Raw genomic sequence first — 26,913 nt, 5'->3', positions numbered from 1 at the left:
CACGGCGCTTACCGCTCCTAGCTCACTGATCGGCCTCGCCATCATCTGCGACCAGATTGTGTTCCTGCCACTCGCTCCTTGGAATGGCGTCACCTATGGCAAAGGCGAAGGCGACAACCGCCTGCCCCGCCGGGTCGACCTCACAATGGAACCGGACGTTGAACCAGTTGCGCTTGCTGCGAAAAGCCCCGCCATCCACCTCGACGCTGTTACCCCTCACCTTCTCCGCCTTCATGGCATAGGGCGCAACGAGGTCAGGCGCCGAGCCCGGACGCGAACGACTGATCTGCTCCAGCGCTTCGAGGTTGCAGAGTTGCAGGTTGCGCTCCCCGCCTGACAGCGTGCCAAGCAGCTGGCGCGCCTCCCGACTGCGGGGACTGGCCAGCGTCTTTCCCGAAAAAAGCTCTCTTGCCTGCGTCAGCTCCGGCGGACCCGAGGTCACTGGCTTCGGTAATTTCGGCAACGGAGGAGGCATCTCCCTCGATGCCGTCTCGGGCGCCGGCGGGACATCCTCTTGCACGGCAGAATTTGCTTTCTCTTCGCCCTTGTCCGGCAGCGGCTGGACGGCAGGCGACGGAGTTGGAGCGGCGATGGCGGGCGGTGTCACGACTTCGACGTCGACGCTCTCTTCCTGCGGCGCTCTAATCGGCTGCACATCGGGCAGAAAAGCCAGCAGGAGCAAGCCGATGACCAGATGCAGCACGAGCGACGCCGGCAATGCCGGATCGAACTTTCCTCTCTGCAACAGGCCGGCATGTTCCATCAGCAAGGCAAATCCATGCTCTGGGTTCAAGGCGCAGCGACACTGCCAGCACCGCGGAACAACCGCAACGCCGCATCTGGCTCGTCACCAGTTATCAGCCATTCTGCCCTATGAGAGCGACCCGATGATGTCGCGATAATTCACTTCCGAAAACGCCTTCAAGGTTTTCGTGCGCACATTGCCGGCCATGGCAAGCGTCAGCGTGAAGCGCGCCATCACGCGATCATCAGGCGCCTCGCAGATGGCCGCCATGTCGTATTCGCCCATGGTGAGATAGAATTTATCGAAGGAACCGCCCATGCTGCCGAGCATATTCCTTGCCGCATCCAGCCGCTTGGCAGAGTCCTTTACGCTCCGGATACCCTGATCAGTCCAATTTATCAGCAGAATGTAGGTGGTCATGCTGCACCTCCCGGCGGAGGCTACGGTCACGCGGCGCATGATACCGCTCGCACGCCACGACCGCTCTCTTCCCCGCACGGGAATTATAAGCTCGTCACCAGGTGGGGACAAGCAATGCGGGAGCCATCAATCGGGCTAACCATGCCCCCATGGGCTAATCCGCTGAGCCTTCGCGGGCAAAGGAAAACCCGGCCAGCGTGGCTGACCGGGTTTTGATTTCAATCCTCGGCACCTTAGCTGTCGAGGAACGAACGCAGCTTGCAGTTTCTTAGCTGTCCAGAAAGCTTCTCAGCTTTCTGGAGCGGCTCGGATGCTTGAGCTTGCGCAGCGCCTTCGCTTCGATCTGGCGGATGCGTTCGCGGGTAACCGAGAACTGCTGGCCGACTTCTTCCAGCGTATGGTCGGTGTTCATGCCGATGCCGAAACGCATACGCAGAACGCGCTCTTCGCGCGGCGTAAGCGATGCCAGAACGCGGGTCGTCGTCTCGCGCAGGTTCGCCTGGATGGCGGCGTCGATCGGCAGCAGCGCATTCTTGTCTTCGATGAAATCGCCGAGATGCGAATCCTCTTCGTCACCCACGGGGGTTTCGAGCGAGATCGGCTCCTTCGCGATCTTCAGGACCTTGCGGACCTTTTCGAGCGGCATGGCGAGCTTTTCGGCCAGTTCTTCCGGCGTCGGCTCGCGGCCGATCTCATGCAGCATCTGGCGCGAGGTACGAACGATCTTGTTGATCGTCTCGATCATGTGCACCGGAATACGGATCGTGCGGGCCTGGTCGGCGATCGAGCGGGTGATCGCCTGACGGATCCACCATGTCGCATAGGTCGAGAACTTGTAACCGCGGCGGTATTCGAACTTGTCGACCGCCTTCATCAGGCCAATATTGCCTTCCTGAATGAGGTCGAGGAACTGCAGACCGCGGTTCGTGTACTTCTTGGCAATGGAGATGACGAGGCGAAGGTTCGCTTCGACCATTTCCTTCTTGGCGATACGCGCTTCGCGCTCGCCCTTCTGCACCATGTGCACGATACGGCGGAATTCCGAGATAGAGATGCCGGTTTCCGTCGCGAGATTCTGGATCTCCTGGCGGATGTCGCGGATCGTCGTGTTCTCGCTCTTGGCGAATTCCTTCCAGCCGCGAGCGGCCAGATTGCCGATCGACTTCATCCAGTTCGGATCAAGTTCGGCGCCCTGATACTGTTCGAGGAAGCTATCGCGCTTGACGCCATAGGATTCAGCCAGGCGCAGCAGGCGGCCTTCGTTCTGCACGAGGCGCTTGTTGATGTCATAGAGCTGCTCGACCAGCGCATCGATGCGGTTCTGGTTGAGCGACAGCGACTTCACGGCCTTGATTAGTTCGTCCTTGAGCTCCTTGTAGCGGCGCTCCTGGGCGGAAGACAGCGTGCCGGTGGCAGCAAGGCGCTGCTCGACCTGCTGGTCCTGCAACTTGCGCAGCTTCTTGTAAGTCTCGGCGATGATGTCGAGCGTTTCCATGACCTGCGGGCGAAGCTCGGCTTCCATCGCGGCAAGCGAGAGGTTGGATTCGTCCTCGTCCTCTTCTTCCTCTTCCGGAGGCATGCCTTCGCCGCCGACATCGGTAATGTCGTCGTCGCCGGAGCGGGCGCGCCGGGTCTTTTCCTTTTCCTCGGCAGCCTTGCGGTCAGCCTCGATCTTCTCGGGGCTCTGGAACTGCGGAGCAGCCTTGGCTTCCGGACCGGAATAGGTGGTTTCGAGATCGATGATCTCGCGCAGCAGCGTCGTGCCTTCGTTCAGTTCGTCGCGCCAGATGATCAGCGCCTGGAACGTCAGCGGGCTCTCGCAGAGGCCTGCGATCATCGTTTCGCGGCCGGCCTCGATGCGCTTTGCGATTGCGATTTCGCCTTCGCGCGACAGAAGCTCGACGGAACCCATCTCGCGCAGATACATGCGCACCGGGTCGTCGGTACGGTCGGTCGGCTCTTTCTTCTTGGCGGTCGCAAGCGCAGTACCGCCGGAAGGCGCAAGTTCGCCGCCCTCACCGTCGTCACTATCGGAGCTATCGTCGTCGTCGCTACCGGAAGCGCCGGCTTCCTCGGCTTCCTCGTCTTCGATGACGTTGATGCCCATGTCTGACAGCATCGACATCGTGTCTTCGATCTGTTCGGACGTCACTTCTTCGGAAGGCAGGACGGCGTTGAGCTCGTCCATCGTCACATAGCCGCGCTTCTTGGCGGCCTTGATCATCTTCTTGACCGCGTCATCGGAAAGATCGAGAAGAGGGCCGTCGCTTGCGCCGTCGCGTTCGACTTCCGCTTCTTCGTTCTCTTTGACCTTCGTTGCCATTTATATCGTCGCCTTCCTGACGCTATTCATACTCGCTGTAGTGAACGGCCGTCTCGTGGCCCGGGCGTGCGCGCCGGCCTCGAATCACCTATACCCACCTAACGGGATGACATTTAAAGCCTGATTAACCATGATCGCCGGCATCTGACAGCAAAACGCAATTGCCATTGGATTTCCGGCCATGGTTGTGCGATCCGCCTTGACCCAGTTCACCGCTCAAGTGGAACGGTGATTCCCACAAAATTTGTTCTCGTCAAGCTTTTCCAGAAAAAAAGCCATCGAAAACCCGGAAAAAGCCTTATCCACAGGCTTTGAACCGCGCCAGCGATTGCGAAGCTTATCTAGTATGTCACCAGCAAAAGACAAGGGCTTTTGTACAAACACTAGAAGAACCGCAACTCGCGCCAGCCATACGCCATAGATTCTTCGCAAATCGCCAACATGAGTTGTAAAAACAAGCCGTACGCGATTATGGGGAATATCGGTGGCAAGGATCATGACAAGAAACACGGTGATCCTTCTGGCCGCCATCGCCGTCAGGCGGTCGCCGTCAGGGCCCATAGATCGGCGCTCGGCACCGTCGCTTCGCCTCCTTACATCCAGTCCATCACGACCTTGCCGGAATTGCCTGAGCGCATGGCCTCGAAGCCGTCGCGGAAATCGTCGATCTTGATGCGGTGCGTGATGAGCGGCGACAGATCCAGCCCGCCCTGTACGAAGGCGATCATCTTGTACCAGGTCTCAAACATCTCGCGGCCATAGATACCCTTGAGGTTCAGCATCTTGAAGATGACCTTGTTCCAGTCGATCTCGAAACCGGCCGGCGCGATGCCGAGAATGGCGATTTTGCCGCCATTGTTCATCTTGTCGATCATGTCGCGGAAAGCGGGCGCGGCACCCGACATCTCAAGCCCGACATCGAAGCCCTCGGTCATGCCGATCGATTTCATCACATCAGCAAGATTTTCCTTCGACGCGTCCACGACGTGATCAATGCCAAGCTTGCGGGCGAGATGGAGACGATGCGGATTGATGTCGGTGATGACGACCTTGCGCGCGCCGGAGCGCTTGGCAACGAGCGCGCCCATAATGCCGATCGGTCCGGCACCCGTCACAAGCACGTCTTCGCCGACGAGATCGAAGGAAAGTGCGGTATGGACGGCATTGCCGAACGGATCGAAGATCGCTGCGATCTCATCGGGAATATCATCCGGGATCGGCACGACATTGGCTTCCGGAATGCAGACGAATTCGCCGAAGGAGCCCGGCCGGTTGACGCCGACGCCAAGCGTATTGCGGCAGAGATGCCCCCTGCCCGCGCGACAGTTGCGGCATTTGCCGCAGACGATATGCCCCTCGCCGGAGACACGTTCGCCGACATGATATTTGGTGACGGCCGAGCCGATCTCAGCAATCTCGCCACAGAATTCATGGCCGACGACCATAGGCACCGGAATGGTCTTCTGCGCCCACTGGTCCCAGTTCCAGATGTGCACGTCCGTGCCGCAGATCGCCGATTTCTTCACCCGGATCAGCACATCGTTCGGGCCGACTTCCGGCACCGGCACGTTCTCCATCCAGAGGCCGACTTCCGGCTTCGCCTTGACCAGTGCCTTCATCATGTTGGACATGATCTTTTCTCCTCAAGGCTCTTAGATAACGCCGAGTTCGCGGCCGGCTTCGGCAAAGGCCGCAATCACCCGCTCGACATCCGCCTTCGAATGCGCCGCCGACATCTGCGTGCGGATACGCGCCTGCCCCTTCGGCACAACCGGGAAGGAGAAGCCGATCACATAGACGCCCTTCTTCAGCATCAGCGCGGCCATATCCTGTGCGAGTTTCGCATCTCCCAACATGACCGGGATGATCGGATGCCCTTCGCCGGCAAGCGTGAAGCCGAGCTTGGTCATTTCGGTGCGAAACAGCGCGGCATTGGCCGTCAGCCGCTCGCGCAACGCATCGCCATTTTCAATGAGGTCGAAAACCTTCAGCGACGCAGCCGCAATAACAGGCGCCAGCGTATTGGAGAATAGATAGGGGCGCGAGCGCTGCCGCAGCCACTCGACAATCTCGGCTTTGGCCGACGTATAACCACCCGATGCACCGCCAAGCGCCTTGCCGAGCGTACCCGTGATGATATCGACACGGCCTTCGACGCCACAATACTCCGGCGAGCCACGGCCATGCTTGCCGACGAAGCCGACGGCGTGGCTGTCATCCACCATGACCATCGCACCATATTTTTCGGCGAGATCGCAGACGCCTTGCAGGTTGGCGATGATGCCATCCATCGAGAAGACACCATCGGTCGCAATCATCTTGAAGCGGCAGCCTTCGGCCTTCTTCAATTCTTCTTCCAGAGCCGCCATGTCATTGTTGGCGTAACGGAACCGCTTGGCCTTGGAGAGGCGCACGCCATCGATGATCGAGGCATGGTTCAACGCATCGGAAATGATCGCGTCCTCGTCACCGAGCAACGTCTCGAACAGGCCGCCATTGGCGTCGAAACAGGAGGAATAGAGGATCGTGTCTTCCATGCCGAGGAAGGAGGAAATGCGCGCCTCGAGCCCCTTGTGCTCTTCCTGCGTGCCGCAGATAAAGCGCACCGAGGCCATCCCGTAACCATAGCGGTCGAGCGCCTTCTTGCCGGCTTCCGCCAGTTCCTCATTGTCGGCAAGACCGAGATAGTTGTTGGCGCAGAAATTCAGCACGCGCTCGCCGGAGGCAACGGCAATTTCGCCGGCCTGCTTGGAGGTGATGACGCGTTCGGATTTGTAGAGGCCAGCATCCTTGAGCGCAGCCAGTTCGCTGCGCAGATGCGAGAGGAAATTCGAGGTCATTGAGAGCCCTTCTCTTGATGTTTCCCGTCCGAGCCTCGGTTAGCACATCGCCACCGGCTTGTCTTGCTCAACGCTCAGCCGTGACAAGCAGAAAGGTCGGCCTGTCAAGCTCCTCGGACCATTCGGGATGCTGATCAGATCCTGCTCGTTCGGACATCGCCGTCATCCCGGAAATATGGCGTCCTGACGTAGAAAGGCGAAAGCCGGCAGGCACACGTTACTTGTCGTGCGAAAGGATGATATCGAGGAAGGCGTCGCCGTAGCGCTCGAGCTTCGATTGGCCGACACCAGAAATGCCGAGCAGTTCCTTGCGGCTGCGCGGCCGCTCGGTGGCGAAGGCGATCAGCGTCGTATCCGGGAAGACGACATAGGGCGGCACGCCGAGCGACTTGGCGATCGACATGCGCTCTGCCCTGAGTGCCTCGAAGAGCGCTCCATCCGCACCCGAAAGCCCGGTCCTGCGCTCCGCACGCTCGGTCTTTTTCGCCCTCCGCTCGGAAGGCGCACGGTCCTTGCGGAAGAAGACTTGGCGTTCGTGCTTGAAGACGGCACGCGCCTCCGGTTCCAGCTTTATCGCCCCGAAGGCATCATGGTCGATGCGGATCAGCCCCATCGCCAGAAGCTGACGGTAGACGGATTGCCAGGTCCGAGCTGGAATATCCTTGCCGACTCCAAAGACTGGCATGTCGACATGGCGGAAGCGCTCGGTCTTCTCGTTGATATTGCCAACGAGCACGTCGATGACATGACCAGCGCCGAAACGCTCACCGGTGCGATAGACAGCCGCAAGCGCCTTGATCGCCGCTTCCGTCCCATCCCAGGTTTCGACCGGCTTCAGACAGGTGTCGCAACTGCCGCATTTGCCGCCATGCGCCTCACCGAAATGCGCCAGGATCGCCTGCCGCCGGCAAGATGCCGTCTCGCAGATCGCCAGCAGCGCATTCAGCTTGCCGCGTTCGATGCGCTTGACCTCATCGGCCGCGTTGCCCTCGTCGATCATCCGCCGGCGCTGGATGACGTCGGCCATGCCGTAGGCCATCCAGACTTCCGACGACAGGCCGTCACGGCCGGCACGGCCCGTCTCCTGATAATAGGCCTCGACCGACCCCGGCAGATCGAGATGGGCGACATAGCGCACATTCGGCTTGTCGATGCCCATGCCGAAGGCGACGGTGGCGACAAGGCAAAGTTCCTCTTCCTTCAGGAAGGCGTCCTGGTTGGCATCGCGCAGCGCCCGGTCCATACCGGCATGATAGGGCAGCGCGCGGATACCTTGATTGTTCAGCCAGTCGGCCGTTTCCTCCACCTTAGCGCGTGACAGGCAATAGACAATGCCGCTATTGCCCTTGTGGCCGGCAAGGAAACGCAGAAGCTGCTGACGCGGCTGATCCCGCTCGACGATCTCGTAGGAAATATTCGGCCGGTCGAAACTGGTGGTGAAGACCTCGGCATTGTCGAGCATCAATCGCTCGATAATGTCTTCCCGAGTGTGCGGATCAGCAGTCGCCGTCAGCGCAATGCGCGGCACGCCGGGATATTGCTCGGCGAGCTTACCGAGTTCGCGATATTCCGGCCGGAAATCATGGCCCCATTGCGAAACACAATGCGCTTCGTCGATGGCAAACAGCGCGATCTTGGCATTGCCGATAATCTCGCGGAAACCGTCCATCAGGATGCGCTCCGGAGTGACATAGAGCAGGTCGAGATCGCCGGAGGAAATACCGCGGCGGATCGCGAGATATTCCTCGCGCGATATCGAGGAATTAAGCGCCGCGGCGCGAATGCCGAGTTGCTTCATCGCCTCCACCTGATCGCGCATCAGCGCAATCAGCGGCGAAACGACAATGCCAAGACCTTCCCGGCAAAGCGCCGGAATCTGGAAGCAAAGCGATTTGCCGGCACCTGTGGGGAAGAGGACGACGGCATCGCCACCGGCAACGACATGCTCCACCACTTCCTGTTGGCGGCCGCGAAAGGCGGAATAGCCGTAGACGCGCTTCAGCACATCAAGCGGTTGGGCAGCACCCGTAAACAGCGCTTCGGATGCGGAGAAGGACGGTTCGTCGTGTTCAGCCTGCGACATCAGTGGCTCGCAGCGCCCTTGACGCGGCCGGAGAGCACACCGAAGCCATCGATGATGGCTTCCTGGTTTTCGAGCCGCAACGCCTCGTATTGCACTTCCTGAGACGCGCGCATCAGCCGATCGATCTCGGCATCATCACCGGCCTCGGTCGCCTGCGCTATATCGCGCTCCAGCTCGATCTTCTGCCAGCGCAGGTCCTTGGCGCGCTTGTGGAAGGCAAGCGCCTGGCGATAGCCTTCGCGCGCATCCTCCATCGCCGCCTCCTCCGTTGCCGTCCAGAGCCGGGCATTGCGGACCTGCTGATCGAGGCTCTTGAGCAGCGGACCGAAACCGGCGACATCAAGGCATTCCAGCAGATAGTCGCGCGTCAAATGCGGTCCGGCGACGACTGCCGCCGCACCCAGCATTTCAGACCAGAGCTTCTGCAAGTCGCGATTGTCATATTCTATGGAAGCGATTTCGTCGTAGTCGTCGAGCATCAAAGCGGGATGGTTGATGACCGTCAGCGCCAGCACGCATTCTCTCAACGCTGTGTTGCCCTGATGGCCGCGCACGAGGCCGGAACGGGTCAGACGATCCGATGCCGCAACGGGGGTTCGAGGACCGCCGGGACCGCCACCTTTCTGGCTTCGGAAATTGCTGCCGCCAAAATTGCGCCGCTCGTTTCCGCCGCGATTCTGGAACTGCGGCTGAAAGAAGCTGTTCAACCGGTCGCGCATATCCTGCTGGTAATGGCGCCGCACATTCTCATCGGCAATGACGGCGACGAGCTGCCTCAGCCGTGCTTCCAGTTCGGCCCGCGCTTCCGGCGTATCGAATTTGCCGGCCCTCGCCTCGCGATCCCAGAGCATTTCCGAAAGCGGCTTTGCCTGCGCCATCACCTTGTCGAAAGGCGCCCTGCCCTCGTGCTTCACGAGATCGTCGGGATCCTTGCCATCCGGCAGAAGCGCAAACCGCACGCTGCGCCCCGGCTTCAGATGCGGCAGCGCCAGATCGGCGGCGCGGTTGGCCGCACGAATGCCAGCGCCGTCGCCATCAAAGCAGAGCACCGGCTGAGCCGTCATTTTCCAGAGCAGATCCAGCTGGCTTTCGGTCAGCGCCGTGCCGAGCGGTGCCACCGCATTTTCGATGCCTGCCTGATATAGCGCAATGACGTCCATATAGCCTTCGACAGCAATAATAGTGCCTTCGCCATTCGCTCCCTGCATCGCGCGGCGCGCACGGGCAAAGTTGTAGAGCACATTGCCCTTGTGAAAGAGCTCGGTCTCGTTGGAATTGAGATATTTCGCCGGCGCATCCGGCGACATGGCACGTCCGCCGAAGGCAATGACCTTCTCGCGGGAGGAGAGGATCGGAAACATGATGCGATCGCGGAACCGGTCGTAGGAAACAGGCACATTCTCATGCACGACAAGGCCACAGGCTTCGATCTGCTCCTTGGTTACACCCTTGCCGGCCAAAAACTCCTTCAGCGAGTTGCGGCTGTCAGGCGCAAAACCCAGCCGGAATGTCTCGATCGTACGCCCGGTCAGGCCGCGGTCACGCAGATAGGCCCGCGCTCTGGCACCATTTGCCGCCTGCAATTGATCCTGAAAGAACTGCGTTGCCATTTCCATGACGTCGAGAAGCGAGGTGCGCTCCTTCTCGCGTTTTTCCATCTGCGGATCGGCTATCGGCATCGGAACGCCGGCCATATCGGCGATGGTCTGCACAGCCTCCGGGAAGCTCAGACCCTCGAGCTCGGTCAGGAAACGGAAATGGTCGCCGGTTACGCCGCAGCCGAAACAATGGTAGCGCCCCTTGCGGTCCTCGCAATGGAAGCTCGGCGATTTCTCGCCATGAAACGGGCAGCACGCCCAGTAGTCGCCACGCGACACATTGGTTTTGCGCTTATCCCAGCTCACGCGCCGCGCAATCACATTCGAAATGGGAACGCGGTCGCGGATATCGTCCAGGAATGTGGGTGAAAAGCGCATCTCTACCTCTTGCAGAACCTCCATATAAGCAGCTTTGCTACACTGCGCCACGAAACTTCTGCCTTAATCCCGCTTTTCACAGGGCCGGAAACCCTGTCAAAAATCTCGACAAACGCTACTCAAAAAAGCGTTATCGGGGGCTGGCAGTGGGTGCGACATTTTTGACATTTTCCAACTTCCGACGGGTCGGCGATGTCCATCCTGCGAAAATGCTCTGCAACCAAAGAAAATGCAAAAACAATTAGTTGCAAGAGAATTGAAGAGTTTCGCTTTGCCTTCTGAAGAAGCGCGAGCGAAGTGCCTTCTTACGGGCCTGAAAGCCGAATTCGGGATTATTATATTTTTGTAATTTGAATAAGCCAGGGCCGGGCCATAAGTTCGGTGCCAACAAAGCGATCCCCAAGCGAGGCACCATCCCTACCCCCGGCGCCGCCTCGCAAGGGTGCCTTTGCAAATACCCGCCGGCTTGGGCTTCAACCCTGTGTCGCTGACGGAAGCAAAGAGCAAGAAGGCAGGAGCGCCCCCAGCTCCTGCCTTCTTATTTTTGGGGCAATTCCAGGAAAGTGCGCAGCGGTTTGAATCCGAAATCTGCGTTAAGACAAATATACCAAGCGTCTCAATCTTCCGACAAACCGACGTAGCGCCGTTGTTGCGTTTTACCTTACCGATTAACCCCTAAAATACAAAAGCATTGACACTTCCAATAGGCGTGGCAAATGAGTGCGCGAAACTCCTGGACAGTGCTATGGCCTACACCGCAGAAAAACTTGCAGCCGACGATAATTTTCTTGCTGCAATTCTTCATTGTGCCAATCAAATGCTCGCGATTTACCGCGAGAGCCCGCGTATTGCATCGATATTCGCAGCACAACAGCGCTGGCTGATGGCGCACACCGGCTTTGCTCTCTATTACGGCTATCCTGGTGATGAGAGGCGCGGTCTCTATTCCGGCCGTTTCATCGACTTCGCCATTCAGCACAAGATCGCCAGCCGCAACACCGCAGCCGCCTTCGTACAGGAAATGCTGGCCTATCGCTTCCTGCGCCCCGTTCCGGGTGCCGACAAACGCACCCGCTATCTCGAGCCGACAGAAACGGCCGAGCAACATTTCACCAAATGGCTGGCCGCTCACCTGATGATTCTGGACAGCCTCGATGGCGGCAGCCGCACGGAAAATCTGACGGCCGATCCCAGGTTGATCGCCCGCCTGCAGCCGCCGATCGCCAAACAGATCATCGACACCGAAGCGGTGCGCGATCCCGGCGCCACGTTCAATTTGTTCAACTGGGCCAATTCCGGCGGCCTCGTCATGGATTATCTGATTTCGCGCCTGCCGGGCTTTCCGCGCTCTGCTAACCGTATCGTCGTCGGGCCGCTGTCGCTGCGCGAGATTCGTGATCAGTTCATGATTTCCAATACGCACCTGAAGCGCTTGCTGACGCAGGCCGCGGACATGGGAAGCGTCGGCTGGACCGAACCATCGAGAAAAGGTGATTTCTGGCTTTCTCGTGGCTTCGTGCTCGAATATTGGAATTATCAGGCGGCAAAATTTGCCATCATAGATTCTGCCGCCGAAGCTGTGCTTGGGCCTGCGGTCGAAGAACAACCGCAAGCGCGACGTCTTATTTCAAGAGCTCTTTGACAGCACCGGAAGCCTTGGCGAAGTCCATCTGGCCGGCATAACGTTCTTTGAGTGCAGCCATGATTTTACCCATGTCCTTCGGGCCTTCGGCGCCGACTTCCTTGATGATGGCGGCGATATTGGCACGCACTTCCTCATCCGAAAGCTGCTTCGGCAGGAAATCCTGAATGACGGCGATTTCGGCGCGTTCCTTGGCGGCAAGCTCTGGACGGGCATTCTCCTCGTAGATCTTTGCCGACTCATCACGCTGCTTCACCATCTTAGCGAGGATCTGCAGCACTTCCTCATCACCAGCCTCTTCCTTCCCGGCACCGCGATTGGCGATGTCGCGATCTTTGATCGCGGCCTGGATGAGACGGATGGTGCCGAGACGGTCCATCTTCTTTGCCTTCATGGCCTCTTTCAGCTCAGTGGCGAGTTGATCGCGCAGCATGTCAGTACTCCTTTTAAAATGGCGCTTTCATAAACCAGGCCGATGTATGTGATCAAATAAATTGCGAGAATCCGGCCAATATCAGCAAGAAAAGTGCCGCAATCTGCGGTACAAAGATTGACCTAAGCGAAGAGCGTGGCTATCTACCGCCACCTGCACCAAAATTCGTGATCAGGCGTCAAACGCGGCCAAAGCCGCGCGCATACACCTGCGAGATTAAAAGGCCGGCTCGCGTATCCCAGCGCAGAGGCCCGCCGGAAACGGGATGAAGATGACCGCAACAGCACCCTGGACCACCGAAAAGCCGACCGCCCTGCTCGTTCTTGCCGACGGCACAGTCATCGAGGGCAAGGGGATCGGCGCAACCGGCAAGGTTCAGGCAGAAGCCGTCTTCAATACGGCGCTGACCGGCTACGAGGAGATCCTCACCGACCCCTCCTATCTCGGCCAGATCGTCACCTTCACCTTCCCCCATATCGGCAATATCGGCACCAACGAAGAAGACATCGAAGACTTGACGCCGGCAGCACGCCACGGCGCGGTCGGCGTGATTTTCAAGGCTGACATTACCGAACCTTCGAACTATCGCGCGGCCAAGCATCTCGACGCTTGGCTGAAGGCGCGCGGCATCATCGGCCTCTGCGGCATCGACACCCGCGCGCTGACCGCCTGGATCCGCGAGAACGGTTCGCCGAACGCCGTCATCGCTCATGATCCACAGGGCAATTTCGACATCGACGCGCTGAAGGCGGAAGCCAAGGCCTGGAGCGGCCTCGAAGGCCTCGACCTCGCCAAGATCGCCTCGTCGGGTCAGTCCTCGCAGTGGTCGCAGACCCCCTGGATCTGGAACGAAGGGTACGGCGAACTCGGTGCTTCCGACACGAAATATCATGTCGTCTGCCTGGATTACGGCGTGAAGCGCAACATTCTGCGCCTCTTTGCCGGCCTCGACTGCAAAGTTACCGTCATGCCGGCAACCAGCAGCGCCGAAGACGTGCTCGCGCTTCAGCCCGACGGCATCTTCCTGTCGAACGGTCCCGGCGACCCCGCTGCCACAGGCGAATATGCCGTTCCCGTCATCAAGGCGCTGATCGCGACCGATATCCCCGTCTTCGGCATCTGCCTCGGCCATCAGATGCTTGGCCTGGCGCTTGGCGCCAAGACCGAAAAGATGCACCAGGGCCACCACGGCGCGAACCATCCGGTGAAGGACCACACGACCGGCAAAGTCGAGATCGTCTCGATGAACCATGGCTTCGCAGTTGACACGAAATCGCTGCCTGCTGGCGTTGAAGAGACCCACGTATCGCTCTTCGACGGTACGAACTGCGGCCTGCGTGTTCTCGGCAAGCCCGTCTTCTCCGTCCAGCACCATCCGGAAGCCTCGCCCGGCCCGCAGGATAGCCATTACCTCTTCCGCCGCTTCGTCAACATGGTACGTGAGAAGAAGGGCGAACCGGCGCTCGCCGAACGCTGATCTTGATTTCAGAAAGGCTCGCTCAGGCGGGCTTTTTTCTTTGCCCGGATATTGACCTCAACTTAACTTGAGGAATTACAGAATTGCCTGCAACACTTCGAACGCAGGAGAAGACTGGATGAGCGGAACTTTTTATAGGGTAGACAAATTCGTCGTGCCGGCTGCGGCGCGTGAGGAATTTCTCGTCAATGTGATGAGGACACACAAGGTGCTGGAGGCGCAGGACGGCTTTATCGGTCACGAGGTGCTGGAACAGATCGCCGGTCCCGGCGAATTCAATTTTGTCACGATCGCCCGGTGGGAAAGCGCCGATGTCGTCGAGCGCGTGAAGGCAGCCGTTGCAACAGCCCAAAGGGCGGCCAACTTCGATCCGCAGGAAATGTTTGCGCGCCTCGGCATTCGGGCCGATATCGCCAGCTACAAGCCTGTCGCTGCTTGATGGCGGACAGATAAGACGGCCGGCTCAGGCGCCGGCCGTTACGCCTTCCCGGCGAACCAGAATGTAGAAGCGGGCGCAGAGCATGGCAGCGGCCGCGGCAAGCCCGACGAGGAAGCCGAACCAGATGCCGAGACCACCGAAGCCGAGGGGGAAGGCAAAAGCCCAGGCAAGGAAGAAGCCGATCGGCCAGTAGGCAATCAGCGCCATGATCATCGGCACCCGCGCGTCCTTCAACCCGCGCAGCAACCCGCTGGCAATCGCCTGCAAGCCGTCGACGAATTGGAAGAGACCGGCAACGATAATCAGCGGACCGGCATAGGCCAACACCTGGGGTGCCTCTGGCAGGCTGACGTCGAGGAACAGACGTGCCAGAACTTGCGGCACGGTGGCAAAGATGAGGCTGCCGATGATGGCGGCGCAACTGGCGATGATCACCACCGTGATCGCCGCCCGCACCAACCCGGCATGATCGCCCTGCCCGTGCGCAACGCCGACGCGAACGGTTGCCGCCTGGCCGAGGCCGAGCGGGATCATGAAGGCCATCGACGCCCACTGCAACGCAATACCATGCGCGGCAAGCTCGATCGTACCGATATGGCCCATCAGCAGCGAGGCCGCCGTGAAGAGGCTGACCTCGGCGAGGATGGTGATGCTGATCGGCAGGCCCAGACGGATGACCTCGAAGAAGGCATGCCAGTCCGGCTTCCAGAAGCGCACGAAGATCTCGTAACGCCGCGTCTCTTCCCTGGCCTGCACGAAGGACAAGATGAAAAGGAAACCGGCCGTCTGTACCGCGACGGACACGATGGCAGCACCTTCCAGTCCCATGACCGGAAAGCCGAAATGGCCGAGCACCAGAATGTAAGCGCCGATCGCATTCAGGACCAGCATGGCGATCGTGACCTGGAGAATGACACCGGCCTTGCCGATGGCGCTGACGAGCGCGCGCATGACATTGTAGAGCAGGCCCGGCAGCACGCCGAACTGACCGATGATGATGTAGCCGTGGGCAAGCTTCGCCACTTCGGGCCTCTGCCCGAAATAGCGCAGAATCGTCTCGGAATTATAGAAGGCCGGCTGCATCAGCAGCCAGTAGCAGACGACGACCCAGAGACCCATGCGCAGCGATCGGCGCACGGTCACGGCATCGCCACGGCCATAGGCCTGCGCCACCATTGGAATGACGGCGATCGCGAAACCCGAGCCGAAGATCAGGATCGTGAAGAGAAACTGCGCCGAAAGTACCATGGCCGCAAGATTCTCGGCGCCGAGCTGGCCGACGATCATCACATCGGTCATGCCGATACCGAATTGCGCAAGCTGGGCGCCGATCAACGGCACACCGAGCATCAGCGTGGCGCGAAAATGCGCAGACCAGCGGTTGTCGGTTGCAGGCGTGACGGTGCGCACGTCGATCGGCGTGTCCATGACACTGTCCTAAGGTTGAATCGTTAAGGGCCGCGGCGCGGCAAAATATCATATCGGCTTAGAATAAAGCCGCGCAAAGAACCACCCCAAAACAACCAGATGCTGAAAAATTCATCACAGCTTCACCATTTTTGATGGATTATTCAGCTGCATTGAAGACTCCGGCCGGCGACTTCGACCTCTTCACGCGCGTCAGGAATACAACTGCAGAGACGAGAATGAAAAAAGCCGCCAGGAGAAAGGGGGCACCGGCGAAGGTGACAGGCGCGTCCGGTTTGGTGAAAAAGCCGAACATCTGCGTGAAGATCAGCGGGCCGATGATCGTCGTTATGCTGCTGATGCTGGTGAGCGCGCCTTGTAGTTCGCCCTGCGCCGAAGGCGGCACCTTGCCGGCGGCGATGCTGCGCAACGGCGGGTCGGCGACATTCTCCATGACAGTCAGCACGATCACTGTATAGACGACCCAGCCCTCCCAGGCGAAGGCATAACCTGTGAGGGCGGCCATCGCGAAATACAGGCCAAGCAGCGCCGTCTTCCACTCACCGAGAACAGGCACGACGCGCGGCAGTACGAGCCCCATGACCAGTGCGGCACCAATGCCGTAAATGCCGAGCGACAGGCCGATCTGCCCTTCACTCCATCCGTATCGGAAGGTCGTGACGAAGGACCAGACCGAAGGGTAGACGGCATGGGCAAGGAAAAACAGGAACAATACAAGACAGACCCAACCGATGCCGGGATAGTGCCTCATCTGCCGCAGGGCACCGAGCGGGTTTGAACGTTTCCATTCGAACCTGCGGCGATTCTTTGCATCAAGCGTTTCCGGCAACAGGAAACAGGCGGCAATAAAATTGGCGAAAGAGAGTGCGGCCGCGCCGAAGAACGGCACGCGCGGCCCGAACTCGCCGAGAAAACCGCCAATGACCGGGCCAATAGTGAAGCCCACGCCGAACGCAATGCCGATCAATCCGAAATTCTTCGCGCGGTTCTCCTCATTGCTGATATCGGCAATATAAGCGGAGCAGGTGGCAAAGCTGCCGCCACTGATGCCGGCAAGCACGCGGCCGATAAACAGCATCCAGTAGCTGGTGGCGATGGCGCAGATGAAATTGTCGAAGGCGAAGGTCAGCACCGAAAGCAACAGGATCGGACGGCGCCCGAAACGGTCGCTCAAGTTTCCGAGCAGCGGCGCAAACAGGAACTGCATCAGTGAATAAATGAGCATCAGCCAGCCGCCGTCGACTGCTGCATCGCTGACCGTACCGCCCGTCAATTGCTCCAGATAAACAGGTAGGACCGGCATGATGATAGCAATGCCGATAATATCCAGAAAGAGAATGACGAAGACCAGGAACAGACCGCGGCGAACGAATTTCGGATCAAGCATGAAGCATCTCTACAGCTGGTATTTTCTGGAAAGACGATCTCGTCGCCGAATATGTGACATAGCTCATCGCAGCAGCTGAAACAATACGTGAACATCTCAATGTTCTCGATGACTAGGCCGTCGAAACAGATGATTCAGGAGCTCTTTCGTTGCTCCATCCGCACAAAATCCACGAAAGCCCGTAGCGGCGCCGGCATATGATGACGGCTCGGATAATAGAGGAGTGGACCGGAAAACTCGCTGTCCCATTCGCTCAAGATCTGTATTAGGCGGCCATCCGCAATGCCGGGGGCAAGCAGCTCTTCGAATGTTCTGATAACGCCGAGCCCAGCAAACGCGGCACCGATTTCCATTTCCACCGCATTGGTGATGACGGGGCCTGACGGCGCGATGGTGACTATCTCTTCTCCACTTTCGAACTCCCACGGAAGCGATGCTCCGCTCAGAAAGCGATGGCGGATACAGCTGTGCTCCAGCAGATCCCGCGGATGCTGCGGCATGCCTCGCCTGGCAAGATAGGCGGGAGCGGCTGCCGTAACATAGCGCTGTCGGCGTGGACCGATCGGCACGGCAATCATATCGCGTTCCAGCCTCTCGTCATATCGGATGCCGGCATCGAAGCCGGCGGCCAGCACATCGATGAATGTATCTTCGGCAATGATTTCCAACGTGATTTGCGGGTAGAGCGCCAGAAACCGTGCGGCCAGATCGGCCATGAAGAGCTTCGTAACGATACTCGGCACATTAAGCCTGAGCGTACCTGCCGGATTGTCGCGAAAACTGTCGAGCTGACTGAGCGCGGCCGCCACTTCTGAAAGCGCCGGCGAAAGCCTCTCGAGCAATCGTTGGCCCGCCGCCGTCAGCGTAACTGAGCGCGTCGTACGATTGAGAAGTCTGACACCGAGCCGCTCTTCCAGACGCCGCAGGGAATCACTCAGCGATGACGCGGAAACCCCGCGCTTTCGGGCTGCGGAGCGGAAGCTGCGCTCTCTTGCAATTGCCGCGAAAGCAGCCAGATCACTCAGGGGAAGGTCATCCATTGTGCATTTTTCCGTACGGCCTGTTCGAGACTATCCGGATTATCGCACAAAGTAAGCTGCTGTAAAACCGCGTCCGAGGGCGTCATTGGGCCGCCGCTGAAGGAGAAGAAGATGCAGACCTATCGTTTGGGAAAGACTGGCCCCGAAGTCTCGGTCATCGGCCTCGGCTGCATGGGCATGTCGGGTATGTATGGGCCATCCGACCGAGCTGAAAGCATTGCGACCATCCATGCCGCGCTCGACGCCGGCATCAACCTGCTCGATACAGGCGATTTCTATGGCATGGGCCATAATGAGATGCTGATCGGCGAGGCGCTCAAGGGCCGCAAGCGCGAAAACGCTGTTATCAGCGTCAAGTTCGGCGCGCTGCGCGACCCAGCGAACGGCTGGAACGGCTATGACGCCCGCCCCGTCGCCATCAAAAACTTTCTGGCCTATACGCTACAGCGCCTTGGCGTTGATTATATCGACATCTACCGCCCTGCCCGCCTCGATCCGAACGTGCCGATCGAGGAAACCGTGGGCGCCATCGCCGATCTCATCGAGGCCGGCTACGTGCGCCATGTCGGCCTCTCCGAAGTCGGCGCCGATACGATCCGCAGGGCCGCCGCCGTTGCACCGATTGCCGACCTGCAGATCGAATACTCGCTGATCTCCCGCGGCATCGAGGATGAAATCCTACCAACCACCCGCGAACTCGGCATTTCTATCACAGCCTATGGCGTGCTGTCGCGCGGCCTCATCAGCGGTCATTGGCAGAAGGGCCAGCAGGCACAAGGCGACTTCCGCGCCGCCAGCCCGCGCTTCCAAGAAGGCAATGTCGATGAGAACCTTGCACTGGTCGAAGAACTCAGGAAGATCGCCATTCTCAAAGGCGCCTCGGTCGCGCAGGTCGCAATCGCCTGGGTGGCGGCTCAGGGCAAGGATATCGTGCCGCTGGTTGGCGCCCGCCGCCGCGATCGCCTGACGGAAGCGCTCGGCTCCCGCGCAGTGGAGTTAAGCGCAGACGACCTCTCCGCTATTGAGCATGCCGTGCCCAAGGGTGCCGCCAAGGGTGCCCGTTATCCGGAAGCCCAGCTCAAGCATATGGACAGTGAAAAGTAATCATTTACGACGACCAGCGCCCTGCCCTCGAGGTTGGGCGCCGAATATCTCGTTCAGATCGGGTTGGAGAATGTATCGCAGGCCGAAAGCTGCCCGCTATCGAAGCCGCGCTTGAACCAGCGCACGCGCTGGGCCGACGTGCCGTGGTTGAAGCTTTCGGGAACGACATAGCCCTGCGAGCGCTTCTGCAGCGTATCGTCGCCGATCTGCTGGGCGGCATTCAGCGCCTCCTCCAGATCGCCGGCCTCCAGGATGCCCTTCTGCTGCGTGAACTTGCCCCAGATGCCGGCGAAGCAATCGGCCTGCAGTTCGACGCGCACCGACATCTTGTTGGCATCGGCCTCGCTCATGCGCTGACGGGCCTCATTGAACTTCGGCAGGATGCCGAGCAGGTTCTGCACATGGTGGCCGACCTCGTGAGCCACCACATAGGCTTCCGCGAAATCACCGGATGCACCGAACTGGTCGGAAAGCTGCTGGAAGAAGGCCGTGTCCAGATAGACCTTGTGATCGCTGGGGCAATAGAAAGGCCCGGTCGCAGCCGACGCAAACCCGCAGGCCGACTGCGTCTGGCCGGAGAAGAGAACGAGGCGCGGCTCTTCATAATCCTTGCCCTGCGACTGAAAGATGCCGTGCCAGGTATCTTCGGTTTCAGCGAGGACCGTGCGCACGAAGGCGGTCATCTCGTCATTGGCCGGAACCCGAAAGGAGGATTCGCCCTGCGAATAGCCTGAACCGCCAGCGCCGTCCATTGAGCCGCCGCCCTCCATCACCTGCAGCAGGTCAACGCCCATCGCCTTGAAGATCAGGTAGATGACGACGAGAAAGATGATCGTGCCAATGCTGAGTCCGCCGCCACGACGACCAACTCCGCCACCCGACGGAAAACTGAAACCACCACCGCGGCCGAAGGGATTGCCGCCAGCGGACGCATCGCCGCGGCGATCCTCGATATTGTCGGACTGACGCCGGCCTTTCCATTCCATCTTCGATCTCCCCGGCTACACCAGTGCTTATATTCAATGAATCAATATATCCGTCACCTGCTGGAATTCCAGCCGGAGGAACGAGTGACCGACGCGGATGCGTCGGATCCGCTTCGTGTAATCTCCATCCCTATCGACATTAACTCGAGATTTAGACGAACCAACTGACGACCAAGCCCCCACTGGCGGAAAAGATAACGGCCGTCGTGATCCAGCCCATTATATTCATGGCCCGCGAGTTCACCTGTCCGCCCATGATCTTGCGATTATTCGTCATCAGCAGGATCAGCAGCAGAAGGGGTGGGGTTGAGAAGCCTTGAACAATGCCCGACCAGACGAGGGCCTTCATCGGATTGAAGCCGAGGAAATTCAGAGAGACAGCGACCACCGTCACGATACCCATGATCACATAAAAGGATTTTGCATCCCGCGCCCTGGCGTTGAGGCTGCCCTTTATATTTATCGACTGAGCGAGATCATAGGCGGCACCGGTCGTCATGACAGGAACGGCAAGGAACCCCACCGAGACGATTCCGGCCGCAAACAGGTAGCCAGCCGCATCTCCCGCAATCGGCTTCAAGGCTTCGGCGGCCTGCGCGGCCGTCTCGATCTCGGTCTGACCGTGAGTATACAGAGTCGAGCCGGTGGCAAGGATGACGAAGTACATGATCAGATTGGAAAATGTCATGCCGATGAGAATTTCCAGCTTCGAGTGTCTCAGTTCCCGATCACTGGCGCCTCGCCGTTCCTCCACCGTCGTCTTTCCCTCGGCAATTTCCTCTTCGACCTCTTCGTTCGACTGCCAAGTGTAAAGATAAGCCGACAAGGTCGTCCCGATAATGGCAACGATGATCGACAGAAACTCCTTGCTGAATTCAATTTTTGGGATGAGCGTACCTTTTAGCGTCGCCAGCAAATCGGGCTGCGCCAGCAACGCGGCGCCCACATAGGCGAGCAACGTCAGGGCAAGCCATCGGAAAACGCGGCGGATGAGCATGTAGGAGCCCAGCACCTGCAGGGCGAAGATGACGACTGCAACGGCGGCCACAAGAACTGGAACCGGGACCGGCAGAAAGAGGTTCAAGGCGGCCGCCATGCCGCCCAGATCGGCCGCGGCTTCGATCGTGTTTCCTGTGACGACACCAACGAGCACCGTCCAAAGAAGCCATCGAGGATAGAAGTCCCGGATCGCGTGAAACAGCCCACGCCCCGACACCTGGCCGAGCTTCGACGACAGATACACGACAGTGAACATCATCGGCAGAGTGACGGGCGCGGTCCACAATATGTCTGGCCCGAAGCGTGCGCCGGCGCTTGCATAAGTCCCTATCGCGGACGGGTCGTCGTCGGCTGCGCCCGAAATGATGCCCCGACCAAGCAGACCACCGAACCCCGCTTTGCCTTTATCATTATCTGAATGGGCTTCTTTGTTTCTCGGACGCGACGGCATGTTCCTCACGGATGTCAAAAGCGGACGGACGGCAGCTCACTTGTTCGTGGATCGCGGTTGAGCGGGTCCTTTTTGTCCAGAATCTGTGCCGACACCACTCTGTGGCTTGCGCTGTCCCAGACGGGCCAACTCCTTGTTGACAGTCTCTCGCGAGCCTTCCGCCGGTTCTTTGTCCTTGGGATCTACCATCGCAGCCTCCAGTTTCTCGGCAGCAAACCTTGAGCACATGATATTGTTCCCGCAGGCAATCGGTGTACTGAAGCCTCGGCAAGGAGGAGAACGCAGCGCTTGACGAGACTTCCGCTTTGGCACTTCCTGAACGAAGGAGAGAATGTGGGAGAGATTTAATGAAGGCCGTGCGTCTGGAAGCGACCGGAAGACTGCTGCTCCGAGAAATCGAAAAGCCCATCCCCGGGGCGGATGACCTGCTCGTGCGCATCGAAGCTTGCGGCATCTGCGGCACGGACCGTCATCTTTTTCTCGGCGAATTCCCCTCGCATCCGCCGGTGACGCTCGGCCACGAATTCGCCGGCATCATCGAGTCCGTCGGCCCCGAAGTCATCGCCTTTCGTCCCGGGATGCGTGTGACTGGCGATCCCAACATCGCCTGCGGCCGCTGCGAAGAATGCCACAATGGCCGCGTCAATCTCTGCCGGAACCTGCAAGCGATCGGCATCCATCGCGATGGCGGTTTCGCCGATTACGTCATCCTCCCGCAGAAACAGGCTTTTGAACTGCCGCTCGAGCTCGATCCGTTGCGTGGCGCCTTTTGCGAGCCGCTTGCCTGCTGCCTGCACGGTGTCGATCTCGCCAACATAAAGACCGGCTCGTCGGTCATCGTGCTCGGCGGCGGGGTGATCGGCTTGCTCACCGTCCAGCTTGCCCGGCTTGCCGGCGCAACACGTATTCTGCTGGTCACCCGCAATTCCGAGAAACGCGCGCTTGCCGAAACGCTCGGTGCCACCGCGACCTTCGATCCGTCACATGCGGACGCAGTCAGCAGCATTACCGGCGATCAAGGTTTGCTGCCCGGCGGCGCCGACGTCGTCTTTGAATGTGCTGGTGTGCCGGAAACGATAATGCAGGCGCCGAAGCTCGCAAGGCGTGGCGGCACTGCCGTCATCCTCGGCGTCATGCCGCAAGGCGCAAAGATTGAGATCGAGCCCTTCGATCTGTTGTTTCGCGAAGTAAGCCTTATAAGCTCCTTCCTCAATCCCTTCACGCATGGGCGCGCCGCCGATCTCATCGCCACAGGCACGATCAAGGTCGATCCGCTGATTTCGCGTCTGATCACGCTCGAACAGGCACCCGAAGCCATCGCCAATCCGGCGCTTAGCGGCGAGATTCGCACGCTCGTCGTGCCCGGTGGGCAATAGGCTTCCAAAGGCCGGTCCGAATTCCTGTCGATTCCGTGATTTATGGGGTTCCGTTTGCAAAAACATTTGCCTATAAGCCGCTTCTAGCCTGAAAAGACCCTCAATGCGCGACCCGACCCGGTGACCTCCCACCCTGGCCGGCTTTTTGCGCAGCTAGAAATGGATATCGCCCATGCCGAAGCGCCAAGACATCAAATCGATCCTCATCATCGGCGCAGGACCGATCGTCATTGGCCAGGCTTGCGAATTCGACTATTCCGGCACCCAGGCCTGCAAGGCGCTGAAGGAGGAAGGCTACCGCGTCATCCTCGTCAACTCCAATCCGGCAACGATCATGACCGATCCGGGCCTCGCCGACGCCACCTATGTCGAGCCGATCACCCCCGAAGTCGTCGCCAAGATCATCGCCAAGGAACGCCCCGACGCGCTGCTGCCGACTATGGGCGGCCAGACGGCGCTGAACACCGCGCTCTCGCTGAAGCGCATGGGCGTGCTCGACCGCTATAATGTCGAGATGATCGGCGCCAAGCCTGCCGCCATCGACATGGCAGAGGACCGCGCGCTGTTCCGCGAGGCGATGGCGCGCATAGGCCTTGAAACGCCGCGCTCGATGCTGGCAAACGCCACCGACATCAAGGACGCCGACCGCAAGACCCATGAAGCCGAGCGCACCAAGCTGCGCGAAAGCCTCTCCGGCGCCGATCTCGACAAGGCGCTCGACGAACTGGAAAACCAGTGGAACCTCGGCGAGAGCGACCGCAAGCAGCGCTATATGAGCCACGCCATGGCGATCGCCGCCCAGGCGATCGACCATGTCGGCCTGCCGGCCATCATCCGTCCGTCCTTCACCCTCGGCGGCACCGGCGGCGGCATTGCTTATAACCGCTCGGAATTCTTCGAAATCGTCGGCAGCGGCCTCGATGCTTCGCCGACCACCGAAGTGCTGGTTGAAGAATCCGTCCTCGGCTGGAAGGAGTATGAGATGGAGGTCGTCCGCGACAAGGCGGACAACTGCATCATCATCTGCTCGATCGAGAACATCGACCCGATGGGCGTCCATACCGGCGATTCGATTACCGTCGCGCCGGCGCTGACGCTGACGGACAAGGAATACCAGATCATGCGCAACGCCTCGATCGCCGTGCTGCGCGAGATCGGCGTCGAGACCGGCGGCTCGAACGTGCAGTTTGCCGTCAATCCGAAGGATGGCCGCCTCGTCGTCATCGAAATGAACCCGCGCGTCTCGCGCTCTTCGGCGCTCGCCTCTAAGGCCACCGGCTTCCCGATCGCCAAGGTCGCCGCCAAACTTGCCATCGGCTACACGCTCGACGAACTCGAAAACGACATTACCGGCGGCGCGACCCCTGCCTCCTTCGAACCATCGATCGACTATGTCGTCACCAAGATCCCGCGCTTCGCCTTCGAAAAATTTCCCGGCGCCTCCCCGGTGCTGACCACGGCCATGAAGTCGGTCGGCGAAGTCATGGCGATCGGCCGCACCTTCGCGGAATCGCTGCAGAAGGCATTGCGCGGCCTCGAAACCGGTCTGACCGGCCTCGACGAAATTGAAATACCCGACTCGGAAGAAGGCGAATCCAGCCAGAACGCGATCCGCGCCGCGATCGGCACACCGACGCCGGATCGCCTGCGCATGGTCGCCCAGGCGCTGCGCATGGGCCTGACCATCGAAGAGGTTCACGAAGGTTGCAAGATCGACCCCTGGTTCATCGCCCAGCTCAAGAACATCGTGGACATGGAAGCGCGCATCCGCGAGCACGGTCTCCCGACCGACGAGACCAACCTGCGCATGCTAAAGGCGATGGGCTTTTCTGATGCCCGCCTTGCCACGCTGACCGGCAAGCGCCCGAAGGAAGTAGCCGAGCTGCGCAACAGTCTGAACGTCCGCCCGGTCTTCAAGCGCATCGACACCTGTGCAGCCGAATTCGCCTCGCCGACCGCCTATATGTACTCTACATACGAGACGCCTTTCGTCGGCGAGGCCCGCTCCGAAGCGCTAGTCTCCGACCGCAAGAAGGTCGTCATCCTCGGCGGCGGTCCGAACCGTATCGGCCAGGGCATCGAATTCGACTATTGCTGCTGCCATGCCGCCTTCGCGCTCAAGGATGCGGGCTATGAAGCGATAATGATCAACTGCAATCCGGAAACGGTTTCGACCGACTACGACACATCCGATCGCCTCTATTTCGAGCCGCTCACGGCCGAAGACGTGATCGAAATCCTGCGCGCCGAGCAGGAAAAGGGGGAAGTCGTCGGCGTCATCGTCCAGTTCGGCGGCCAGACGCCACTGAAGCTCGCTGAAGCCCTGGAAAAGAACGGCATCCCGATCCTCGGCACCGCGCCCGACATGATCGACCTTGCAGAAGACCGCGATCGCTTCCAGAAGCTTCTGATGAAGCTCGACCTCAACCAGCCGAACAACGGCATCGCTTATTCGGTCGAGCAGGCCCGCCTCGTCGCCGCCGAAATCGGTTTCCCGCTGGTCGTTCGCCCGTCCTACGTGCTCGGCGGCCGCGCCATGCAAATCATCCACGCCGAGAGCCAGCTGCAGACCTATCTGCTCGACACGGTGCCGGAACTGGTGCCCGAGGATATCAAGGCACGCTACCCGAACGACAAGACCGGCCAGATCAACACACTGCTCGGCAAGAACCCGCTGCTTTTCGACAGCTACCTGACCAACGCCATCGAAGTCGACGTCGACTGCCTCTCGGACGGCACCGACGTTTATGTCGCCGGCATTATGGAACATATCGAAGAGGCCGGCATCCATTCAGGCGATAGCGCCTGCTCGCTGCCGCCGCGCACGCTTTCGCGCGAGATGCTCGACGAGCTGGAGCGCCAGGCAACGGCCATGGCAAAGGCATTGAACGTCGGCGGCCTGATGAATGTGCAGTTCGCGATCAAGGATGGCACCGTCTACGTACTGGAAGTCAATCCGCGCGCCTCGCGCACCGTGCCCTTCGTCGCCAAGACCATCGGCGCGCCGATCGCCAAGATCGCTGCCCGCGTCATGGCTGGCGAGAAACTCGACGCGACCTTCGCGGCCTATGGCGAGAAGCCCGATCCGCGGGCGTTGAAGCACATTGCCGTCAAGGAAGCTGTCTTCCCCTTCGCCCGCTTCCCCGGTGTCGATACACTGCTTGGCCCGGAGATGCGCTCCACCGGCGAAGTCATCGGCCTCGACAGTGATTTCGCGCTGGCCTTCGCCAAGTCGCAACTCGGCGCAGGCGTCGAACTCCCGCGTGAAGGCACGGTCTTCGTGTCGGTGCGCGATGCCGACAAGTCGCGTGTCCTGCCGGCAATCCGCATCCTCGTCGAACAGGGCTTCAAGGTGCTGGCAACAGGCGGCACCGCCCGCTTCCTCGGCGAAAACGGCATCGAGGCAACGAAGATCAACAAGGTCTTGGAAGGGCGCCCGCATATCGAGGACGCCATCCGCAACCGCCAGGTCCAGCTCGTCATCAACACGACCGATGGCAACAAGGCGATCTCGGATTCCAAGTCGCTCCGACGCGCCACGCTGATGCAGAAGGTGCCCTATTACACGACCATGGCTGGCGCCGAAGCTGCCGCTCAGGCCATCAAGGCGCTCAAGGCGGGGAACCTCGAAGTCCGTCCGCTACAGAGCTACTTTTGATATCAAGCGAAGAGGCCTCACCTCTTCGCCTTCGCTTCGTTGCTTGGCAAACTGCGACCCAAAATTGCAGACATGGAAACTTGATGTTAGCCTGCTCCCCAGCCGT

At 59.7% G+C, this 26,913-nt stretch carries 20 protein-coding genes; 6 read left to right on the top strand and 14 right to left on the bottom strand.

The window, feature by feature from the left end; genetic code table 11:
- Positions 1-22: 22 nt before the first annotated feature.
- The 8 genes from FHX15_RS02295 to dnaG all read right to left on the bottom strand — a co-directional run bounded on the left by FHX15_RS02295 (position 23) and on the right by dnaG (position 10,387).
- The gene (locus FHX15_RS02295) at positions 23-763 is read right to left on the bottom strand and encodes a DUF930 domain-containing protein (protein WP_184394002.1); all 741 of its coding nucleotides are present in this window, start codon (positions 761-763) and stop codon (positions 23-25) included.
- A gap of 108 nt (positions 764-871) precedes the next feature.
- Complete coding sequence (locus FHX15_RS02290) at positions 872-1,165, bottom strand: GYD domain-containing protein (RefSeq protein WP_113185697.1); 294 nt, start codon at positions 1,163-1,165, stop codon at positions 872-874.
- Between the two features lie 268 nt (positions 1,166-1,433).
- Positions 1,434-3,488 (bottom strand): RNA polymerase sigma factor RpoD, encoded by a 2,055-nt coding sequence (gene rpoD, locus FHX15_RS02285; RefSeq protein WP_184393306.1) that lies wholly within the window; start codon positions 3,486-3,488, stop codon positions 1,434-1,436.
- 216 nt (positions 3,489-3,704) lie between these two features.
- Positions 3,705-4,049 (bottom strand): hypothetical protein, encoded by a 345-nt coding sequence (locus tag FHX15_RS02280; protein ID WP_184393305.1) that lies wholly within the window; start codon positions 4,047-4,049, stop codon positions 3,705-3,707.
- A 32-nt stretch (positions 4,050-4,081) separates the two neighbouring features.
- On the bottom strand, positions 4,082-5,119 hold the full coding sequence (gene tdh / locus FHX15_RS02275) for an L-threonine 3-dehydrogenase (protein WP_184393304.1): 1,038 nt from the start codon (positions 5,117-5,119) through the stop codon (positions 4,082-4,084).
- Between the two features lie 21 nt (positions 5,120-5,140).
- The gene (locus FHX15_RS02270; RefSeq protein ID WP_184393303.1) at positions 5,141-6,328 is read right to left on the bottom strand and encodes a glycine C-acetyltransferase; all 1,188 of its coding nucleotides are present in this window, start codon (positions 6,326-6,328) and stop codon (positions 5,141-5,143) included.
- Positions 6,329-6,545: 217 nt separating this feature from the next.
- A complete protein-coding gene (gene recQ / locus FHX15_RS02265) occupies positions 6,546-8,411 on the bottom strand; it encodes a DNA helicase RecQ (protein WP_184393302.1) in 1,866 nt (621 codons plus the stop codon).
- Positions 8,411-10,387 (bottom strand): DNA primase, encoded by a 1,977-nt coding sequence (gene dnaG / locus FHX15_RS02260; RefSeq protein WP_184393300.1) that lies wholly within the window; start codon positions 10,385-10,387, stop codon positions 8,411-8,413. Before dnaG ends, recQ begins: the two co-directional genes overlap by 1 nt.
- 745 nt (positions 10,388-11,132) lie before the next feature.
- Between dnaG and FHX15_RS02255 the strand changes: the two genes are divergently transcribed.
- Positions 11,133-12,029, top strand: a complete 897-nt coding sequence (locus FHX15_RS02255) for a hypothetical protein (protein WP_184393297.1) — start codon at positions 11,133-11,135, stop codon at positions 12,027-12,029.
- Here FHX15_RS02255 and FHX15_RS02250 read toward each other — a convergent pair.
- On the bottom strand, positions 12,010-12,462 hold the full coding sequence (locus FHX15_RS02250) for a GatB/YqeY domain-containing protein (protein ID WP_184393294.1): 453 nt from the start codon (positions 12,460-12,462) through the stop codon (positions 12,010-12,012). The two genes, FHX15_RS02255 and FHX15_RS02250, sit on opposite strands and share 20 nt — an antisense overlap.
- 271 nt (positions 12,463-12,733) lie before the next feature.
- On the opposite strand from FHX15_RS02250, the gene carA reads away from it, so the two are divergent.
- Positions 12,734-13,939 (top strand): glutamine-hydrolyzing carbamoyl-phosphate synthase small subunit, encoded by a 1,206-nt coding sequence (gene carA / locus FHX15_RS02245; RefSeq protein ID WP_184394000.1) that lies wholly within the window; start codon positions 12,734-12,736, stop codon positions 13,937-13,939.
- Positions 13,940-14,057: 118 nt separating this feature from the next.
- Complete coding sequence (locus tag FHX15_RS02240; protein WP_184393292.1) at positions 14,058-14,378, top strand: antibiotic biosynthesis monooxygenase; 321 nt, start codon at positions 14,058-14,060, stop codon at positions 14,376-14,378.
- A gap of 24 nt (positions 14,379-14,402) precedes the next feature.
- On the opposite strand, the gene FHX15_RS02235 is transcribed toward FHX15_RS02240, so the two are convergent.
- The 3 genes from FHX15_RS02235 to FHX15_RS02225 form a co-directional block, all read right to left on the bottom strand.
- On the bottom strand, positions 14,403-15,806 hold the full coding sequence (locus FHX15_RS02235) for an MATE family efflux transporter (RefSeq protein WP_184393290.1): 1,404 nt from the start codon (positions 15,804-15,806) through the stop codon (positions 14,403-14,405).
- A gap of 139 nt (positions 15,807-15,945) precedes the next feature.
- Positions 15,946-17,193, bottom strand: coding sequence for a TCR/Tet family MFS transporter (locus FHX15_RS02230; RefSeq protein ID WP_184393288.1), 1,248 nt, complete (start codon positions 17,191-17,193; stop codon positions 15,946-15,948).
- Between the two features lie 134 nt (positions 17,194-17,327).
- Complete coding sequence (locus FHX15_RS02225) at positions 17,328-18,233, bottom strand: LysR family transcriptional regulator (RefSeq protein WP_184393286.1); 906 nt, start codon at positions 18,231-18,233, stop codon at positions 17,328-17,330.
- Between the two features lie 111 nt (positions 18,234-18,344).
- Between FHX15_RS02225 and FHX15_RS02220 the strand changes: the two genes are divergently transcribed.
- On the top strand, positions 18,345-19,337 hold the full coding sequence (locus tag FHX15_RS02220; protein ID WP_184393284.1) for an aldo/keto reductase: 993 nt from the start codon (positions 18,345-18,347) through the stop codon (positions 19,335-19,337).
- A 53-nt stretch (positions 19,338-19,390) separates the two neighbouring features.
- Here the strand turns inward: FHX15_RS02220 and FHX15_RS02215 are convergent, their stop codons facing one another.
- Entirely contained in the window at positions 19,391-20,323 is a 933-nt protein-coding gene (locus FHX15_RS02215) for a neutral zinc metallopeptidase (protein ID WP_184393281.1), read from the bottom strand.
- A 151-nt stretch (positions 20,324-20,474) separates the two neighbouring features.
- Entirely contained in the window at positions 20,475-21,608 is a 1,134-nt protein-coding gene (locus FHX15_RS02210; protein ID WP_246778847.1) for an NRAMP family divalent metal transporter, read from the bottom strand.
- Between the two features lie 512 nt (positions 21,609-22,120).
- Here FHX15_RS02210 and FHX15_RS02205 point away from each other — a divergent pair.
- Together FHX15_RS02205 and carB are read left to right on the top strand one after the other, a co-directional pair.
- A complete protein-coding gene (locus tag FHX15_RS02205) occupies positions 22,121-23,149 on the top strand; it encodes a zinc-dependent alcohol dehydrogenase family protein (protein ID WP_184393276.1) in 1,029 nt (342 codons plus the stop codon).
- A gap of 172 nt (positions 23,150-23,321) precedes the next feature.
- Positions 23,322-26,807 (top strand): carbamoyl-phosphate synthase large subunit, encoded by a 3,486-nt coding sequence (carB, locus tag FHX15_RS02200; RefSeq protein WP_184393274.1) that lies wholly within the window; start codon positions 23,322-23,324, stop codon positions 26,805-26,807.
- Positions 26,808-26,913: the final 106 nt, after the last annotated feature.

The organism is Rhizobium sp. BK650 (genome assembly GCF_014195325.1).
Classification (GTDB): domain Bacteria; phylum Pseudomonadota; class Alphaproteobacteria; order Rhizobiales; family Rhizobiaceae; genus Rhizobium.
Note: the sequence above shows the minus strand (reverse complement) of the source record. Positions and strands in the feature narration are given on the sequence as shown.

Excerpts from the sequence above, each read along its gene's own strand:
- FHX15_RS02280 (WP_184393305.1), bottom strand. The coding sequence starts at position 4,049 with ATGGGCCCTGACGGCGACCGCCTGACGGCGATGGCGGCCAGAAGGATC.
- FHX15_RS02255 (WP_184393297.1), top strand. The coding sequence starts at position 11,133 with ATGGCCTACACCGCAGAAAAACTTGCAGCCGACGATAATTTTCTTGCT.
- FHX15_RS02230 (WP_184393288.1), bottom strand. The coding sequence starts at position 17,193 with ATGCTTGATCCGAAATTCGTTCGCCGCGGTCTGTTCCTGGTCTTCGTC.
- recQ (WP_184393302.1), bottom strand. The coding sequence starts at position 8,411 with ATGTCGCAGGCTGAACACGACGAACCGTCCTTCTCCGCATCCGAAGCG.
- FHX15_RS02205 (WP_184393276.1), top strand. The coding sequence starts at position 22,121 with ATGAAGGCCGTGCGTCTGGAAGCGACCGGAAGACTGCTGCTCCGAGAA.
- FHX15_RS02250 (WP_184393294.1), bottom strand. The coding sequence starts at position 12,462 with ATGCTGCGCGATCAACTCGCCACTGAGCTGAAAGAGGCCATGAAGGCA.
- FHX15_RS02270 (WP_184393303.1), bottom strand. The coding sequence starts at position 6,328 with ATGACCTCGAATTTCCTCTCGCATCTGCGCAGCGAACTGGCTGCGCTC.
- tdh (WP_184393304.1), bottom strand. The coding sequence starts at position 5,119 with ATGTCCAACATGATGAAGGCACTGGTCAAGGCGAAGCCGGAAGTCGGC.
- dnaG (WP_184393300.1), bottom strand. The coding sequence starts at position 10,387 with ATGCGCTTTTCACCCACATTCCTGGACGATATCCGCGACCGCGTTCCC.
- FHX15_RS02225 (WP_184393286.1), bottom strand. The coding sequence starts at position 18,233 with ATGGATGACCTTCCCCTGAGTGATCTGGCTGCTTTCGCGGCAATTGCA.
- carA (WP_184394000.1), top strand. The coding sequence starts at position 12,734 with ATGACCGCAACAGCACCCTGGACCACCGAAAAGCCGACCGCCCTGCTC.
- FHX15_RS02215 (WP_184393281.1), bottom strand. The coding sequence starts at position 20,323 with ATGGAATGGAAAGGCCGGCGTCAGTCCGACAATATCGAGGATCGCCGC.
- rpoD (WP_184393306.1), bottom strand. The coding sequence starts at position 3,488 with ATGGCAACGAAGGTCAAAGAGAACGAAGAAGCGGAAGTCGAACGCGAC.
- FHX15_RS02240 (WP_184393292.1), top strand. The coding sequence starts at position 14,058 with ATGAGCGGAACTTTTTATAGGGTAGACAAATTCGTCGTGCCGGCTGCG.
- FHX15_RS02290 (WP_113185697.1), bottom strand. The coding sequence starts at position 1,165 with ATGACCACCTACATTCTGCTGATAAATTGGACTGATCAGGGTATCCGG.
- FHX15_RS02220 (WP_184393284.1), top strand. The coding sequence starts at position 18,345 with ATGCAGACCTATCGTTTGGGAAAGACTGGCCCCGAAGTCTCGGTCATC.
- carB (WP_184393274.1), top strand. The coding sequence starts at position 23,322 with ATGCCGAAGCGCCAAGACATCAAATCGATCCTCATCATCGGCGCAGGA.
- FHX15_RS02295 (WP_184394002.1), bottom strand. The coding sequence starts at position 763 with ATGGAACATGCCGGCCTGTTGCAGAGAGGAAAGTTCGATCCGGCATTG.
- FHX15_RS02235 (WP_184393290.1), bottom strand. The coding sequence starts at position 15,806 with ATGGACACGCCGATCGACGTGCGCACCGTCACGCCTGCAACCGACAAC.